Origin of the sequence: Kitasatospora sp. NPDC097605 (assembly GCF_040302725.1) — a bacterium.
Lineage (GTDB): Bacteria > Actinomycetota > Actinomycetes > Streptomycetales > Streptomycetaceae > Kitasatospora.
Map to the genome: position 1 here is coordinate 106953 of NZ_JBEOSF010000017.1, position 13941 is coordinate 120893.

Annotated in this window: 14 protein-coding genes and 1 tRNA gene; 8 read left to right on the forward strand and 7 right to left on the reverse strand. The window is 74.6% G+C overall.

The annotated features are described in order from the left end of the window. Positions 1-82: 82 nt before the first annotated feature. The 7 genes from ABTX81_RS20635 to ABTX81_RS20665 all read left to right on the forward strand — a co-directional run bounded on the left by ABTX81_RS20635 (position 83) and on the right by ABTX81_RS20665 (position 5733). The gene (locus tag ABTX81_RS20635) at positions 83-706 is read left to right on the forward strand and encodes an isochorismatase family protein (protein ID WP_350547727.1); all 624 of its coding nucleotides are present in this window, start codon (positions 83-85) and stop codon (positions 704-706) included. Continuing rightward, positions 703-2628: an anthranilate synthase family protein gene (locus ABTX81_RS20640; protein ID WP_350547729.1), complete on the forward strand. Its 1926-nt coding sequence runs from the start codon at positions 703-705 to the stop codon at positions 2626-2628. Before ABTX81_RS20635 ends, ABTX81_RS20640 begins: the two co-directional genes overlap by 4 nt. Positions 2629-2845: 217 nt before the next feature. Beyond that, positions 2846-3682, forward strand: a complete 837-nt coding sequence (locus tag ABTX81_RS20645; RefSeq protein ID WP_350547731.1) for a PhzF family phenazine biosynthesis protein — start codon at positions 2846-2848, stop codon at positions 3680-3682. Continuing rightward, the gene (phzG, locus tag ABTX81_RS20650) at positions 3675-4340 is read left to right on the forward strand and encodes a phenazine biosynthesis FMN-dependent oxidase PhzG (RefSeq protein ID WP_350547733.1); all 666 of its coding nucleotides are present in this window, start codon (positions 3675-3677) and stop codon (positions 4338-4340) included. The genes ABTX81_RS20645 and phzG overlap by 8 nt, the downstream gene beginning before the upstream one ends. 53 nt (positions 4341-4393) lie before the next feature. Then, on the forward strand, positions 4394-4876 hold the full coding sequence (locus tag ABTX81_RS20655) for a PhzA/PhzB family protein (RefSeq protein ID WP_350547735.1): 483 nt from the start codon (positions 4394-4396) through the stop codon (positions 4874-4876). Between the two features lie 51 nt (positions 4877-4927). Further along, on the forward strand, positions 4928-5554 hold the full coding sequence (locus ABTX81_RS20660; RefSeq protein ID WP_350547737.1) for a hypothetical protein: 627 nt from the start codon (positions 4928-4930) through the stop codon (positions 5552-5554). Positions 5555-5577: 23 nt separating this feature from the next. Continuing rightward, positions 5578-5733, forward strand: a complete 156-nt coding sequence (locus tag ABTX81_RS20665) for a MerR family transcriptional regulator (protein ID WP_350547739.1) — start codon at positions 5578-5580, stop codon at positions 5731-5733. 111 nt (positions 5734-5844) lie between these two features. On the opposite strand, the gene ABTX81_RS20670 is transcribed toward ABTX81_RS20665, so the two are convergent. From ABTX81_RS20670 to ABTX81_RS20700, 7 genes are all read right to left on the reverse strand, one after another. Next, positions 5845-7020 (reverse strand): hydroxymethylglutaryl-CoA synthase, encoded by a 1176-nt coding sequence (locus ABTX81_RS20670; RefSeq protein ID WP_350547741.1) that lies wholly within the window; start codon positions 7018-7020, stop codon positions 5845-5847. A 3-nt stretch (positions 7021-7023) separates the two neighbouring features. Beyond that, complete coding sequence (locus ABTX81_RS20675) at positions 7024-8085, reverse strand: hydroxymethylglutaryl-coenzyme A reductase family protein (protein ID WP_350547743.1); 1062 nt, start codon at positions 8083-8085, stop codon at positions 7024-7026. After that, positions 8082-9167 (reverse strand): type 2 isopentenyl-diphosphate Delta-isomerase, encoded by a 1086-nt coding sequence (fni, locus tag ABTX81_RS20680; protein ID WP_350547745.1) that lies wholly within the window; start codon positions 9165-9167, stop codon positions 8082-8084. The genes ABTX81_RS20675 and fni overlap by 4 nt, the downstream gene beginning before the upstream one ends. Then, entirely contained in the window at positions 9164-10300 is a 1137-nt protein-coding gene (locus ABTX81_RS20685; RefSeq protein WP_350547747.1) for a phosphomevalonate kinase, read from the reverse strand. The genes fni and ABTX81_RS20685 overlap by 4 nt, the downstream gene beginning before the upstream one ends. Beyond that, positions 10297-11373: a diphosphomevalonate decarboxylase gene (gene mvaD, locus ABTX81_RS20690; protein WP_350547749.1), complete on the reverse strand. Its 1077-nt coding sequence runs from the start codon at positions 11371-11373 to the stop codon at positions 10297-10299. The genes ABTX81_RS20685 and mvaD overlap by 4 nt, the downstream gene beginning before the upstream one ends. Beyond that, positions 11363-12370, reverse strand: coding sequence for a mevalonate kinase (gene mvk / locus ABTX81_RS20695; protein WP_350547751.1), 1008 nt, complete (start codon positions 12368-12370; stop codon positions 11363-11365). Before mvk ends, mvaD begins: the two co-directional genes overlap by 11 nt. Before the next feature lie 168 nt (positions 12371-12538). Further along, on the reverse strand, positions 12539-13450 hold the full coding sequence (locus tag ABTX81_RS20700) for an aromatic prenyltransferase (protein WP_350547753.1): 912 nt from the start codon (positions 13448-13450) through the stop codon (positions 12539-12541). Positions 13451-13814: 364 nt separating this feature from the next. On the opposite strand from ABTX81_RS20700, the gene ABTX81_RS20705 reads away from it, so the two are divergent. Continuing rightward, a tRNA-Lys gene (locus tag ABTX81_RS20705) sits at positions 13815-13887 on the forward strand. The last annotated feature ends 54 nt before the right edge of the window (positions 13888-13941 follow it).

Consider the following 13941-nt stretch of genomic DNA (forward strand, 5'->3'; position numbering starts at 1 on the left):
CGCACCACCCCACTCCGGCGGCCCCGCCGCCCCGCTCCGCGCGTTCCCCTCACACCCTCGCATCACGCAGAGAACCGGAGCCATGACCGGCATACCCCCCATCCCGTCGTACCCGTTACCGGCCGAGGGCGACCTGCCGCCGGCCGTCGTGTCCTGGACCGCCGAGCCGCACCGCGCCGTCCTCCTCGTCCACGACATGCAGCGGTACTTCCTCGACCCCATCCCCGACAGCACCCGCGACGCGCTGGTGCGCAACGCGGCCCGGCTGCGCGAGCGCTGCGCCGCGCTGGGCGTCCCGGTCGCCTACACCGCCCAGCCGGGCGGCATGACCGACGAGGAGCGCGGCCTCCTCAAGGACTTCTGGGGCCCCGGCATGCGCCCCGCCCCGGAGGACCGCCAGGTGGTGGACGCCCTGGCGCCCGCCGAGCACGACTGGATGCTCACCAAGTGGCGCTACAGCGCCTTCTTCCGCACCGACCTGCTCCAGCGGATGCGCGACGGCGGCCGCGACCAGCTGGTGCTCTGCGGCGTCTACGCCCACGTGGGCGTGCTGGCCACCGCGGTCGAGGCCTTCACCAACGACATCCAGGTGTTCTTCGTCGCCGACGCCACCGCCGACTTCTCCGCGGAGTACCACCGCTCGGCGCTCACCTACGCCGCCGAGCGCTGCGCCCGCGTCACCACCGTCGGGGGGCTGTTCCGATGACGGCCGACCGCTACGAGCCGGACCTGCTCCACGAGGTGCTCGCGGGCCGCCCGGAGGCCTTCGCCCTGCTGCACCGGCCGGCCGCGGCCGCCGACGGCGGGAGCGGCGGCCCGGTGGTGGAGGTGCTGACCGGCACGGTCGCCCTGCCGGCCACGCTGGCCGGCGTCCGGCTGCCCCCGGCCCCGGAGCCCGGGGCCGGGGAGCGGCACGAGGTGCTGGTCGTGGTCCCCTACCGGCAGCTCGCCGAGCGCGGCTTCGAGGCCGCCGACGACGGGACGCCGCTGGTGGCGATGACCGTGACCGGCCAGCAGCGGCTGCCGCTCGCCGAGGCGCTGGTCCGCCTCCCGGACGTGCCGACCACGCTGGCCGGCGGTGCGTTCGACGTCGGCGACGAGGCGTACGCCGAGGTGGTGAGCCGCATCGTCGAGGAGATGATCGGCACCGGCGAGGGCGCCAACTTCGTCATCCGGCGCACCTTCGTCGCCGACATCACCGACTACGGTCCGCTCAGCGCGCCCGCGCTGTTCCGCCGGCTGCTGGAGCGGGAGGCCGGTGCCCACTGGACCTTCCTGGTCCACACCGGCACCCGCACCCTGGTCGGCGCCTCGCCGGAGCGGCACGTCAGCCTGCGCGGCGGCACGGCGGTGATGAACCCGATCAGCGGGACCTACCGCTACCCGCCGTCCGGGCCGACCCTCTCGGGCGTGCTGGAGTTCCTCAGCGACCGCAAGGAGACCGACGAGCTCTACATGGTGCTCGACGAGGAGCTCAAGATGATGTCCCGGATCTGCGCGGCGGGCGGGCGGGTGGTCGGCCCGTACCTCAAGGAGATGGCCCGGGTCGCGCACACCGAGTACCTGATCGAGGGCCGCACCGACCGCGATGTGCGGGAGGTGCTGCGCGAGACCATGTTCGCCCCCACCGTGACGGGCAGCCCGGTGGAGAGCGCCTGCCGGATCATCCGCCGCTACGAGCCCGGCGGCCGCGGCTACTACAGCGGCGTCGCGGCGCTGATCGGGCGGGACGCGGCGGGGGAGCGGGTGATGGACTCCGCGATCCTGATCCGGACCGCGGACATCACTGCGCGCGGCCGGATCGGCATCGGGGTGGGCGCCACCATCGTGCGGCACTCCGACCCGGCCTCGGAGGCGGCGGAGACCAGGGCCAAGGCGGCCGGGCTGGTCGCCGCGCTCGACGGGGGCGGAGAGAAACGTTTCGCCAACCATCCGAGCGTGCTCCGCGCCCTGGAGTCCCGCAACGACTCGATCGCCGGCTTCTGGCTCGCCGACACCGAGGCCCGCGCCTCGGCCCGGCCCGAACTCGCCGGGCGCAGCGTCCTGGTGGTCGACGCGGAGGACACCTTCACCTCGATGATCGACCAGGAGCTGCGCTCGCTGGGCCTGCGGGTCACCGTCCGCCGGTTCGACGAGGAGTACGCCTTCGAGGGCCACGACCTGGTCGTGATGGGGCCGGGGCCGGGCGACCCGCAGGAGGCCGCGCACCCCAAGATGCGGCATCTGCGCGGTGCGATCGACACCCTGCTGGCGGAGCGCCGGCCGTTCCTCGCGGTCTGCCTCAGCCACCAGGTGCTCGGGCTGCGGCTCGGCCTGCCGGTCCGCCGCCGTACGGTCCCCAACCAGGGCGTGCAGCAGGAGATCGACCTCTTCGGCAGCGTCGAACGGGTCGGCTTCTACAACACCTTCGCGCTGGTGAGCGCGGCGGAGGAGTTCGCCGCGGCCGGCGTCGGCCCGGTCCGGGTCAGCCGGGACCCGCTCACCGGCGAGGTCCACGCGCTGCGCGGGCCCGGCTTCGCCTCACTCCAGTTCCACCCCGAGTCCGTCCTCACCCGGGAGGGGCCGCGGATCGTGGCCGCCGCCCTGTCCGGACTGCTCGGCCCGGCGCGGGTCCCCGACCCGGCCTGACCCCTCCGGGACCGCCGGGCCGGTGCCTCCCCCCGTGTGCGCCGGTCCGGCTCCGCCCTGCCCGGCTCCGCCCTGTCCCGCCCCGCCCGGCCCTGCCGGGTCCCGCCGCGCGCCGCGCCGTGCCCGGCCGTCGCGGGGCGGCAGCCGCAGTCACGATTCACGATTCACGATTCGCGATCCCCGATTCCCGAATTCCCAACGACGAGTGGGAGAACCCATGCACCAGTACGTCGTCGTCGACGCCTTCGCGCGCCGGCCGCTCACCGGCAACCCGGTGGCGGTCTTCTTCGGGGCCGACGACCTGTCCACCGATCAGATGCAGCGCATCGCCCGGGAGATGAACCTCTCGGAGACCACCTTCGTCCTCGCCCCCGAGCAGGGCGGCGACCACCATGTGCGGATCTTCACCCCGGTCAACGAACTCCCCTTCGCCGGGCACCCGTTGCTCGGCACGGCGATCGCCCTGGGCGAGCGCACCGAGGCGGGCACGCTGCGGATCGAGACCGCGATGGGCGTCATCCCGTTCGAGCTGGAGCGGGAGGACGGCCGGACCGTCGCGACCAGCATGCGCCAGCCGGTGCCGGTCTGGGAGCCGTTCGACCGCGCCGAGGAGCTGCTGTGGGCGCTGGGGGTGGGCGCCTCCACGCTCCCGGTGGAGATCTACCGCAACGGCCCGCGGCACGTCCTGGTCGGCTTCGAGAGCGTCGAGGCGCTCTCCAAGGTGGACCCGGACCACCGCGCGCTGGCCCGGTTCCCGGACATGGCGACCAACTGCATCGCCGGCTCCGGGACCGTCTGGCGCAACCGGATGTTCTCGCCCGCGTACGGGGTGGTGGAGGACGCCGCGACCGGTTCCGCCGCCGGCCCGATCGCCATCCACCTGGCCCGGCACGGCCTCGGTGCCTACGGGCAGCGCATCGAGATCACCCAGGGCGTCGAGATCGGCCGCCCCTCGCCGATGGGCGCCCTGGTGCACGGCGAGGGCGACCGCGTCGACAGCGTCGAGGTCTCGGGCCACGGTGTCGTCACCATCGAAGGAGTCCTGCATGTCTGACCGCACGCCCGGCGCGTCGAAGCGTTCCGAGTCGCTGACCGGGACGGTCGTGGTCGACTTCCCGGAGTTCCGCACCCCGCCGGCCGAGCCGATGGGCCTGCTGAACTCCTGGCTGGCCGCCGCGGCCGGCCACGGGGTGCGCGAGCCGCGCGCGCTCGCGCTGGCCACCGCCGACGCCCGGGGCCGCAGTTCGTCCCGGATCCTGGTGATCAACCGGGTCACCGAGCGGGGCATCGTCTTCGCCACCCACGCCGGCAGCCAGAAGGGCCGGGAGCTGGCGGAGAACCCCTGGGCGTCCGGCGTCCTGTACTGGCGGGAGACCAGCCAGCAGATCGTCCTGGCAGGGCCGGTGCGCCGGCTGCCGGACGCCATGGCCGAGGAGCTGTGGGCCGCCCGGGCGGTGTTCACCCACCCGATGACCACGGTCTCCCGGCAGAGCCGGCCGGTGGAGGACCTCGACCACTTCGAGGAGATCCGGGCCAAGGCCCTGGAGCTGGGCCGGCCGGGGCAGCCGCTGCCCCGGCCCGCCTCCTACACCGCCTTCGAACTGGTGCCCGACGTCCTGGAGTTCTGGGCCGACGGCACCGACCGGCTGCACGAGCGGCTGCGCTACGACCGCACCGCCGACGGCTGGGGGGTCAGCCGGCTCCAGCCCTGATCCCCGCGCGGCGCCCGCGCCGCGCAATCCCCGCCCCCGCCTCAGGAGATGTCATGACCTCGCCACAAATCTTCACCGACCACCACGACCTGCGCGCCCGCAACCGCCGGGCCGTCGAGCGGTACCTGGAGACCGGCCCGCAGGCCCGGCTGAGCCGGTACACCCTCTACACCGAGGACGGCACCGCCGCGCTCTTCTACACCGACATCGGCCGGCCCATCGTGGTCACCGGCCGGGAGAAGCTGAAGCGGCACAACGAGCTCTCGCTGGAGGTCCTGCCCGACTGGCAGTGGTCCGACGTCCGCCTCTACGAGACCCAGGACCCGGACCTGATCATGGTCGAGTGCGACGGCGAGGGGACGATCCGCTTCCCCGGCTATCCCGAGGGCCGCTACCGCAACCACTTCATCCACGGCTTCAGCCTGCGCGACGGCCTCATCGCCGCCAGCCGCGAGTACACCAACCCGATCGAGCACATGAAGTCGCTCGGCATCCGGACCCCGCACATCCGGCGGGACTGGATCCCCACCGACTGACCGGCCGGCCCGGGGAGTCCGGGTGCCGCCCGTACGCACCGAGGAGATTCGATGGAGTTCCACCCGTGTCCCCGCAACCACGGACGGGCGGTCCCCGCCGCCGCCGGTTCCGTCCTCTGCGCCCCGTGCATCGGACAGCTGGAGCGCACCCTGCGGGCGCTGCCCGAACTGCACCGGGAGTGCCTGCACCACATCCAGTCCGAGCCCCGGCGGCGCAACCCCACCAAGGTCTCCGGGACCCGCCGCCGGGACCGGCTCAACCTGGCGGCGATCGACGCGCGGGACAACATCCTGGCGATCCTGGAGTCCTGGTCGCACTTCGCCGCCGAGCGGCTCGGCACCACCGCGGTGATCCGCTCGGTGCCGCACCTGGCGAGGTTCCTCGGCCGCCACCTGGACTGGCTGACCGCGCAGCCGCCGGCCGCCGAGTTCGCCGACGAGATCGAGGACCTGCGGGTCGAACTGCTCAACACGATCGACCCCGAGGCCGCCGACCGCCCCGCGCCGCCCGTGCGGGACTGCGTGGTGGAGGGCTGCCCGGGGACGATCGACACCGCACCGCGGCACACCACCGGGGGACGGAGCAGCATCGGCTGCTCGTCCGGACACTCATGGGGGACACCCGAATGGCTCACGCTCCGGCATCTCATGGACCAGCGGCGAACGGCGGCCGTCTGAGCCGCCCGCCCCGCCACCGGCTGGTGCCGACGAACGTCGCCGCGCTCGCCGCGGGCGTCTCGGAGGCGACCATCCGCAAGTGGGTCAGCCGGGGGAAGATCACCCGCTACGGCTCGCCCGGCCGCTCGGAGTTCGACATCGAGGAACTCGCCGCGATCGCCCTGCGCCGGCAGGCCTGAAGGCACCGGCCCCGAAGGCCGGGACGAACCCCGCGGATCCGCTGCCGGGCGGGCGGCAACACCGCCCGTCAACGGATCCGCGGGTGCTCCGGGCCGGGACCGGGGGCGCCGTCAGCGCCGCACGTAGCGGCGACGGTGCCCGCCGATCCCCGCCAGCCGGAACGGGCCGGTGGTCTGCTCCGGGGCCGGGTGGTCGCCGCCGTCCGTCGGCAGCGACCACCGGTGCAGCTCGCGGTAGCGGTCGTAGCCGATCGGCCGGCGCCGCTCGATCGCCGCCCGGTGCTCCGCCGTGCGCAGGTGCGCCCGGTAGCCCGGTACCACCGTTCCGGCGAAGAACTCCGCGACGCTGCCCGAGCCGTAGCTGAGGAAGCCCACCGCCCGCCCGTCGAGGTCCTCCCGCCGGTCGAGCAGCGCGGCCAGGCCCAGGTACACCGAGGCGGTGTAGCTGTTGCCGATCACCTCGTTGTACGCGGTGGTCGCCTCCAGCGCCCGCCGGACCGCCGCCTCGTCGGTGTCGTACCCGGCGGAGTTCAGCAGGTGGCGGTGCGCCTTGTAGGCCATCCTGGTGAACGGCTGGTGGTAGCAGAAGGCGTCGAACGCCTCCAGCGGCCGGCCGCCCTGCTCGCCGTAGTCCTTCCACGTCCCCTGCACGGCCTGGAGGTAGGCGCCGATCGACTCCTGGCCGTCGACCAGCGCGGCGTCCCGGTAGTTCGGCCGCCAGAAGTCCATGACGTCGGCGGTGAACAGGCCCGAGGGCTCCTCGATCCGCACCAGCGCCGGGTCCGCGGTGACCAGCATGGCCACCGCGGCGGCGCCCTGGGTCGCCTCGCCGGGGCTGTCCAGGTCGTACCTGGAGACATCGCTCGCCACCACCAGGACCTTCTGCGCGGGGTCGCGGTGGATCAGGCCGAGGGCGAACTGCAGGGCGGCGGTGGCGCCGTAGCAGGCCTGCTTCAGCTCGACCACCCGGGTCGCCGACGGCAGCCCGAGCAGCGAGTGGACGTACACGCCGGCGGCCTTGGCCTGGTCGATCGAGGACTCGGTGGCGAACACCAGGGTCCGGATGCCGTCCGCGCCGTGCCGGGCGACGACCGGGGCGGCGGCCGCGGCGCCCAGGGTGACGATGTCCTCGTCGGCGGCCGGCACGCTCATCGAGCGCTGGCCGATGCCCACGTGGTACTTGCCGACGGGGGTGCCGTTGTGCTCGGCGAGCGCCGTGTGCGGAAGCACGAACTCGGTGGTGGCGAAGGAGAGATCGTGGATCCCGGCGGTGCTGCTGCTGGACATCGGCTACACCCCGACCTTCTCCGGCGCGTTGCCGCGCTCCAGGTGGACGTGGGCGCGCATCAGCTCGCCCGGGTTGGTCTGCGCCGCGAGCAGCGACAGCTCGCCGCAGAGCACGGTCGCCGCCGCGATCACGGCCAGCCGGCGGGCGTTCTCGCCGGGCTCGCGGTCGGCCCGGCAGCCGAGCCGGGCCAGGTTGGTCTCCACGAAGGCGAGCCCCTTGCCGTTGCCCACCGTGCCGACGATCAGGTTCGGCAGGGTGCAGGCGAAATACAGGTCGCCGTCGCGGTCCTCGGCCATCACCACGCCCTGCGAGCCCTCGACGATGTTGGCCGCGTCCTGGCCGGTGGCCAGGTAGAAGCCGAGCAGCATGTTGGCGAAGTGGGCGTTGGCCGAACGGATGCCGCCGGCCAGCAGGGTGCCCAGCATGTTCTTGCGGACGTTCAGCCGGGCGACCTTCGCCGCCGTGGTGCGCAGCACGCCGGTGACCACCTCGCGCGGCACCAGCAGTTCGGTGACCACGTTCTTGCCGCGCCCCAGGATGCCGTTGACGGCGGTCGCCTTCTTGTCCGTGCAGTAGTTGCCCGAGATCGAGCCGTAGGAGATCCCCGGCACCGTGCGCAGCAGGTGCTGCAGCAGTACGTCCGAGGCGAGCGTCGCCATGTTGTGCCCGGACGCGTCGCCGGTGGTGAACTCGAACCGGAGGAACAGCAGGTCGGCGTTGATCTCGTGCCGCACGCCGACGAGTTCGGCGAACCGGCTGCAGCCGCGCACCACCTCCTTCAGCTCGTCGAGGCGCGCCTCGACGGTGCGGGCGGCGGCCAGCGCGGTCTGCGCGTCGGTCGCCTCGACCAGCACCGAGCGGGTCATCCGCTCGTCGACCAGGGTGGCCACGATGCCGCGCTCGGCGAGCATGGAGACCTTGGCGCCCCGGCCCACCGAGGGCCAGAGCGGGGACTCGTAGGTGGCCAGCGGGACGTGCGTCTCGGTGCTGGTGACGTTCCCCGAGATGCGCACCGGTCCCACCCAGCGCATCGGGACGCCGGCGACGGCGTGCTCGTCGGTCATCGGGTGCCTCCGGTGAGGTGGTCGGCCGCGGCGGCGGAGCGCCGGGCGAACGGCGCGGTGTCGATGCCGCGGTCGGCGCAGAACTCGCGCAGCGAGCCCTGGATCAGCAGGTCGCAGCGGGTCAGGTCGGCCGGGGCGGCCGCCCCGAGCATGGTCATCAGTGCCGCCAGCTGGTCGAGCCAGGTGGCGAGTTGGGCGACCAGGGCGTCCACGCCCTGGTCCATCAGGGTGCGCAGGAAGGTGCCGGAGGCCCCGACGCCCCGGGCGCCGAGCGCCAGCGCCCGGGCCACGTCGAGCGGGTGGCGCACGCCGCCGGAGGCCAGCACGGGCAGGTCCACGCCCTGCGCGTCCAGCAGGCAGGCGGCGGTGGACAGGCCCCAGCCCTCCAGGAAGGTGTAGTCGCGCAGGTCGCGCCGGCCGTTCTCGATCCGGGCGAAGTCGGTGCCGCCCCGGCCGCCGAGGTCGGCCACCCGCACGCCCAGCTCGGCCAGCAGCAGCACGGTCTCCCGGCTGAGGCCGAAGCCGACCTCCTTGACGATCACCGGGACGTCCACACCGGCCGCGATCCTGCCGATCTGCGGCACCCAGGCGGAGAACGAGCGGTCGCCCTCCGGCATCACCGTCTCCTGGACGGTGTTGACGTGGATCTGCAGGGCGTCGGCCGCCAGCAGGTCGACGGCGCGCCGGGCCCGCTCCACCGAGGCGGTGGCGTTGATGTTGGCCAGCACGAAGCCGTCCGGGTTCTGCTCGCGCAGCACGCTGAAGGTGCCGGCGCAGGACTCGTCCTTGAAGTACGCGCTCATCGAGCCGGAGGCGATCGGCACGCCGGTCTCCCGGGCGGCGATCGCGAGATCGCGGTTGATCCGGCCGGTCATCTCGCTGCCGCCGGTCATCGCGTTGATGTACAGCGGGACCGGCCAGGAGAGGCCGGCGAAGGTCGTGGCCAGCGACACCCGCGGCCGGTCGGTCCCGGCCAGGGCGTGGTGGACGAACGACACCTCGTCGAACTGGTTGCGCCCGACGTGGCCGTGCTGCTGCTCGACCGCGAGCCGGACGTGGTCGTCCTTGCGTTGAGAGATCATTCCTCGTTCCCTTCCGGGGCGGGACGCAGCGCCAGGGCTCGCACCCCGGCCGCGGCCCACCGTTCCCGTAACTGGTCGATGTCCGGCGGCTGCGTCGGCCCGTGCCCCGCGGTGTCCAGCAGGGCGATGCCGCAGTCGCCGCCCCCGGCGCCGGAGGGCTTGGCGGCGCCGCCCACGGCCTCGGCGGCGTCGCACAGCGCCGTCAGGGCGGGCGTGAAGACGCCCAGCCCGACCTCGTCGTCGAGCCGGGCCAACTCCCGCCGGGCGCGCCGGACCGCGTCCAGGAGCGCCGGCGGGTCGCCCCGGTCGAACGCCTCGGCGGCGGCCCGTACGCAGTCCTCGGCGGCGGCCGCGTACCGGCGGTGGGCGGCCGTGCCGCGCGGGGCGCGCCGGTCCAGGCCCGCCACCAGGTCCGCGGTGGAGGCGGGGGTTCCGGTCCAGCCGGCCTCCAGCGCCAGGCCGGGCACCGGCGGCAGCCGGCGCACCGCGAAGCCCGGCCAGGGCGCGGTCAGCGCCTCGGCCACGCCCCGGTGGCGGGCCAGGCCGAGCACGGCGGCCCGGTCGGGCGACCGGTAGGCGATCCAGCCGCCCCAGGTGCCGGCCGCGAGGTCGCCGCCGGAGCCCCTGGGGTCGAGGCCGGCCGACGCCAGCAGGGCCAGCCGGTACCGCTCCTCGGCGGACAGCGCCAGGCCGGCGTACCCGGCCACGGCCGCGACCGTCGCCACGGTCACCGCGCCGCTCGACCCCAGGCCGAACTTGACGCCGTTCTCGTGCAGTCGACTGCTGATCGCCAGCTCCAGCTCGGGCGCCGGGAGGCCGTGTTCGGCCAGCAGCCGGGCGACCGTCTCGACCGCGGCGACGACATGGGCCAGCTCGCGGCGGGCCCGGGCGGGGTCCGCCGCGCCGACCGGGTCGAGCCGGCCGGCCCGCCACCGCCAGCGCACCGGCGCGGCGGTGAGGTCGGAGGAGAGCAGCACCCCCGGGCCGGCGGCGGGCTCGGTGGCGGTGGCGGTGACGTAGCGGTCGACCGCCACCAGGACCGCCGCGCCGCCGGGCTCCACCACCGCGTACTCGCCCGCGACGAACAGCTTGCCCGGCGCGCTGCGCACCACCGGCGGACGGCCGGCGGTCATGCGTCCGCGCCCGGGTTCACGCCCGGGCCCGGGCCCGCGTCCAGCAGCCGGGCGCCCGGTCCCGGCCCGGCGATGTGCACCGCGCCGGCGCCGACGGCCCCGCGCACCGCCGCGGCCACCCGCTCGGCGTCCGCGCCCCGGCAGAGCACCTTGACGTTCGGTCCGGCGTCCATCGTGGCGTACGCCGCCACCCCGCCGCGCCGCAGCTCCCGCACGGTGTCCAGCACGGTCAGCGTGGCCGCCGAGAGGTAGCGCATCGCCGGCCGCGCCGCGAGCATCGTGGCGTGCATCCCGAGCGCGTTCCGCTCGGCGACCTCGCCCACCGCGTCGAGGTCGGCGCGGCGCAGCGCCTCCCGCATCTCGGCCAGGTCGGCCTGGCTGGAGGCGGCCCACGGCCGGTACAGCGGCGAGGTGTCGACGGTGCGGCGCATTGCCTCCCGGCTGGACACCGCCTTGGGCCCGGCGTCGACCACCGCGACCACCAGCGCCGGGTCCAGCGCGCGCACCGGCACCGCCAGCGGCTCGGCGTACGAGGCGAGGTCGGGGTCGGCGTGGCCGGGCTGCCCGGCGTGCCAGAGGGCGAAGCCGCCGAAGACCGACCGGGAGGCCGAGCCGGAGCCGCGCCGGGCCAGCCGGGAGAGCCCGGTGGCGTCGAGGCCGAGCCCGTACGCGGCGCCGGCGGCGGTGGCCAGCGCGGCGAACCCGCTCGCGGAGGAGGCCAGTCCGGCGCCGGTGGGCACGGTGTTGCGGGTCTCCACGACGGCCCGCAGCGGCAGTCCGGCGCGCTCGCGGACCAGGTCCAGGAAGGCGACCACCCGGCGCCGGGGCTCGCCGTCCAGCGGGACGCCGTCGAGGGCGACCGCGTCCTGCGCCGCGTCGGGGGCGAGCCGCACCCGGGTGGTGGTCGGGAAGACGTCCAGGGTCAGCGAGAGGCTGTCGGTCCACGGCAGGACCAGCCGCTCGTCCCGCTTGCCCCAGTACTTGACCAACGCGATGTTCGGGTGCGCGACGGCGGTGGCGTCCCCGGCGGCGGCCGGGTGGCCGGGCACGGCGACCGGCTGCTCAACGGTCATGGCCGGCCCGCTTCCCGAACGGCACCGACCAGGTCTGGACGGCGCCGGCCGCCAGCAGCCGGCGGGTGACCTCGGCCGCCTGCTCCGCCCGGGCCAGCGCGATCACGCAGCCGCCCATCCCACCGCCGGTGATCTTGGCGCCGAGGCCGCCGCCGGCCAGCGCGGCCCCGACCATCCCGTCGATCCGGTCGGTGCTCAGCCCGCCGGCGCGCAACAGCTCGTGGTAGTCGGTGAGCCGGGCGCCGAGCTGCTCCGGCCGGCCCTCGGCGAGCGCCCGCCGGGCGGTGTCGGTCAGCTCGGTGGCCCGGCGTACGAAGGCCTCCTGGGCGCCCGGACGGTCCCCGAAACCGCGGCGCAGCAACTCGACGGCGTCCTTGGTGCGGCCCGCGACGCCGCTGTCCGCGACGATGAACAGGCCCTCGCAGCCGATCGGCAGCTCCCGCGCCCGGCCGGCCCGGAACAGCAGCGGGGCGCTCGCGCCGACGGCCATCGCGTCGACGCCGCTGGCCCGCCCGTGCGCCACGTTCTCGGCGGTCTGCACCAGGTCGAAGGCCAGTCGGGGCGTCACCTCGCGCTCGAAGAGGTCGGCCAGCGCGTGCACCACCGCCCGGGCGCAGGCCGCGCTGGAGCCGAGCCCGCGGCCGACCGGGATCGCGCAGTCGATGATCACGTCGAGGTGCAGGCTGTCGGGCACGCCCAGGACGGCCCGGAACTCGGCGGTCAGCCGGTGCAGTCCGTGGGAGGCCTGGGTGGCCTTCGGCCGGGCCCGGTCGCCGGTCATGGTGAGGGAGAAGGTGTCGGGGTCGGCGGGCGACTGCGCGGAGTACCCGGCGGTGGCCGTGACGGCCAGCTGCGGCACCGGGAGGGCGAGCGCCGGGGCTCCGTAGACCACCGCGTGCTCGCCCAGCACGATGGCCTTGGCCCGGGCCCGGCCGGTGCCGACCGGGCGGGCGCCGCGCTGCTCCGGCAGCCCCTCGGCTGCGGCGGGTAGGGACAACGAACTCAGCTCCCCGTGTCGTTTCTGCATGGAGATCGCTCATCCAGGGTTCTCGGAAGGAAGGAATCCGGTGGCGGGCGGTGGCGGGGCCGCGCGCCGGAACGGCGAAGGGCCCGCCGGGGACCGCCGCGCGGTCCCCGGCAGGCCCCGGGCGGGAGTTGTCGGACCCTAGCTCTCGGCGACCAGCATCTTCTCGACCGGCGGCCGCCACTGGTAGTACGACTGGATCTTGTGGTACTCCCCCTTGGGCGTGACCGTGACGCCGTAGACGAAGTTGCGGCCCTCGGTGCTGTACGGGGCCTCCTTCACCAGCCGCTCGATCTGCGGGGCGACGGTGACCGGCAGCGCCAGCGGCTCGGGCGTCATGACCGAGTAGGTGATCCGCGAGATCTCCGGGGCGTCCCAGCTCAGCGTGGCGTACATGACGAACGCCTTCTCGTTGAACGCCAGCAGCTCGTCGCTGGGCCCGGGCAGGCCGATCTCGTCGAGCATCGAGCGGACGCCCTCGGGCCCGAAGGTCTCCCGCGGCACCCGGCCGGAGGCGCCGCCCCCGAAGTAGAGGTTGACGGTCCGGCTGCCGTAGTCGATGCCGACCGTGCTGACGATGTCGGACAGCCCGTAGCGGTCGAAGACGTCCAGGTGGGTGCCGATGCTCTCCGGCGCGGACGGCAGCGCCATCACCTCGCGGACCGTCAGCAGCCGCTCGACGGTGGGGAAGGACCACGCCTTGGTGAACCCGGCGCGGACCCCGAAGTCCACGCCGCAGCTGGTGATCGGCAGCTCGCCGTGCACCTCGGCCAGCAGCCGGCCGACGGGGTGGCCGGTCCCCTCGGTGAGGCCGTTGGCCAGCGCGACGGCGTACGGGTCGAGGCCCCGGGGGAGCATGGTGAACCGGCAGTCGAGGTCATCGGTGCCGCGCGGGCTGTTCTGCACCCGGAAGGAGATCACCGACTCCTCCAGCACGTCCCGGTAGGCGGTCAGCACCGGCCAGACCGTGTCGCGCTCGAAGGGCACGTCCACCACGCGGGCGGTTCCCTCGATGGCCGCGTAGAAGTTCTCCAGGAAGGCGCTTTCCGACATGCTTCCTCCACTGTGCAGTCGTGGCGTGCGTGTGTGGACGTCCCCCCGCGCACGCCGCGGCTCGGGCGGGTGGCGGACTACTGAGGGGGAACCGGTGCTCGTGTCGGCCGCGGACCTGGTCCGACCTGCGCGGACCGGCGGCTGCGACACTCAACCCCTGCCCCCGGAACGGGTTTTGGGCAGGGTGGGCGTGCAGAAATAGTGACACGCGTCCGCCGCCGGGCCAAGGCCCCCGGAAAGTGACCCGGATCACGTCCGTCCGCCGCCCCGCCGGCGCGCCCTCGCAGCCCCGTCCACGGCCCCGTCCGCCGGGCCGTATTCGGCCGCACGGGACGGCCCGGTCTGGCATGATGTCCACGGTGTCGGGGTGCTAGCTCAATGGGTAGAGCAGCGGACTTTTAATCCGTAGGTTCAGGGTTCGAGCCCCTGGCGCCCCACCGGCACGAAGGCCCGGGCCGGACCACCTCCGACCCGGGCCTCCGTCGTTCCCG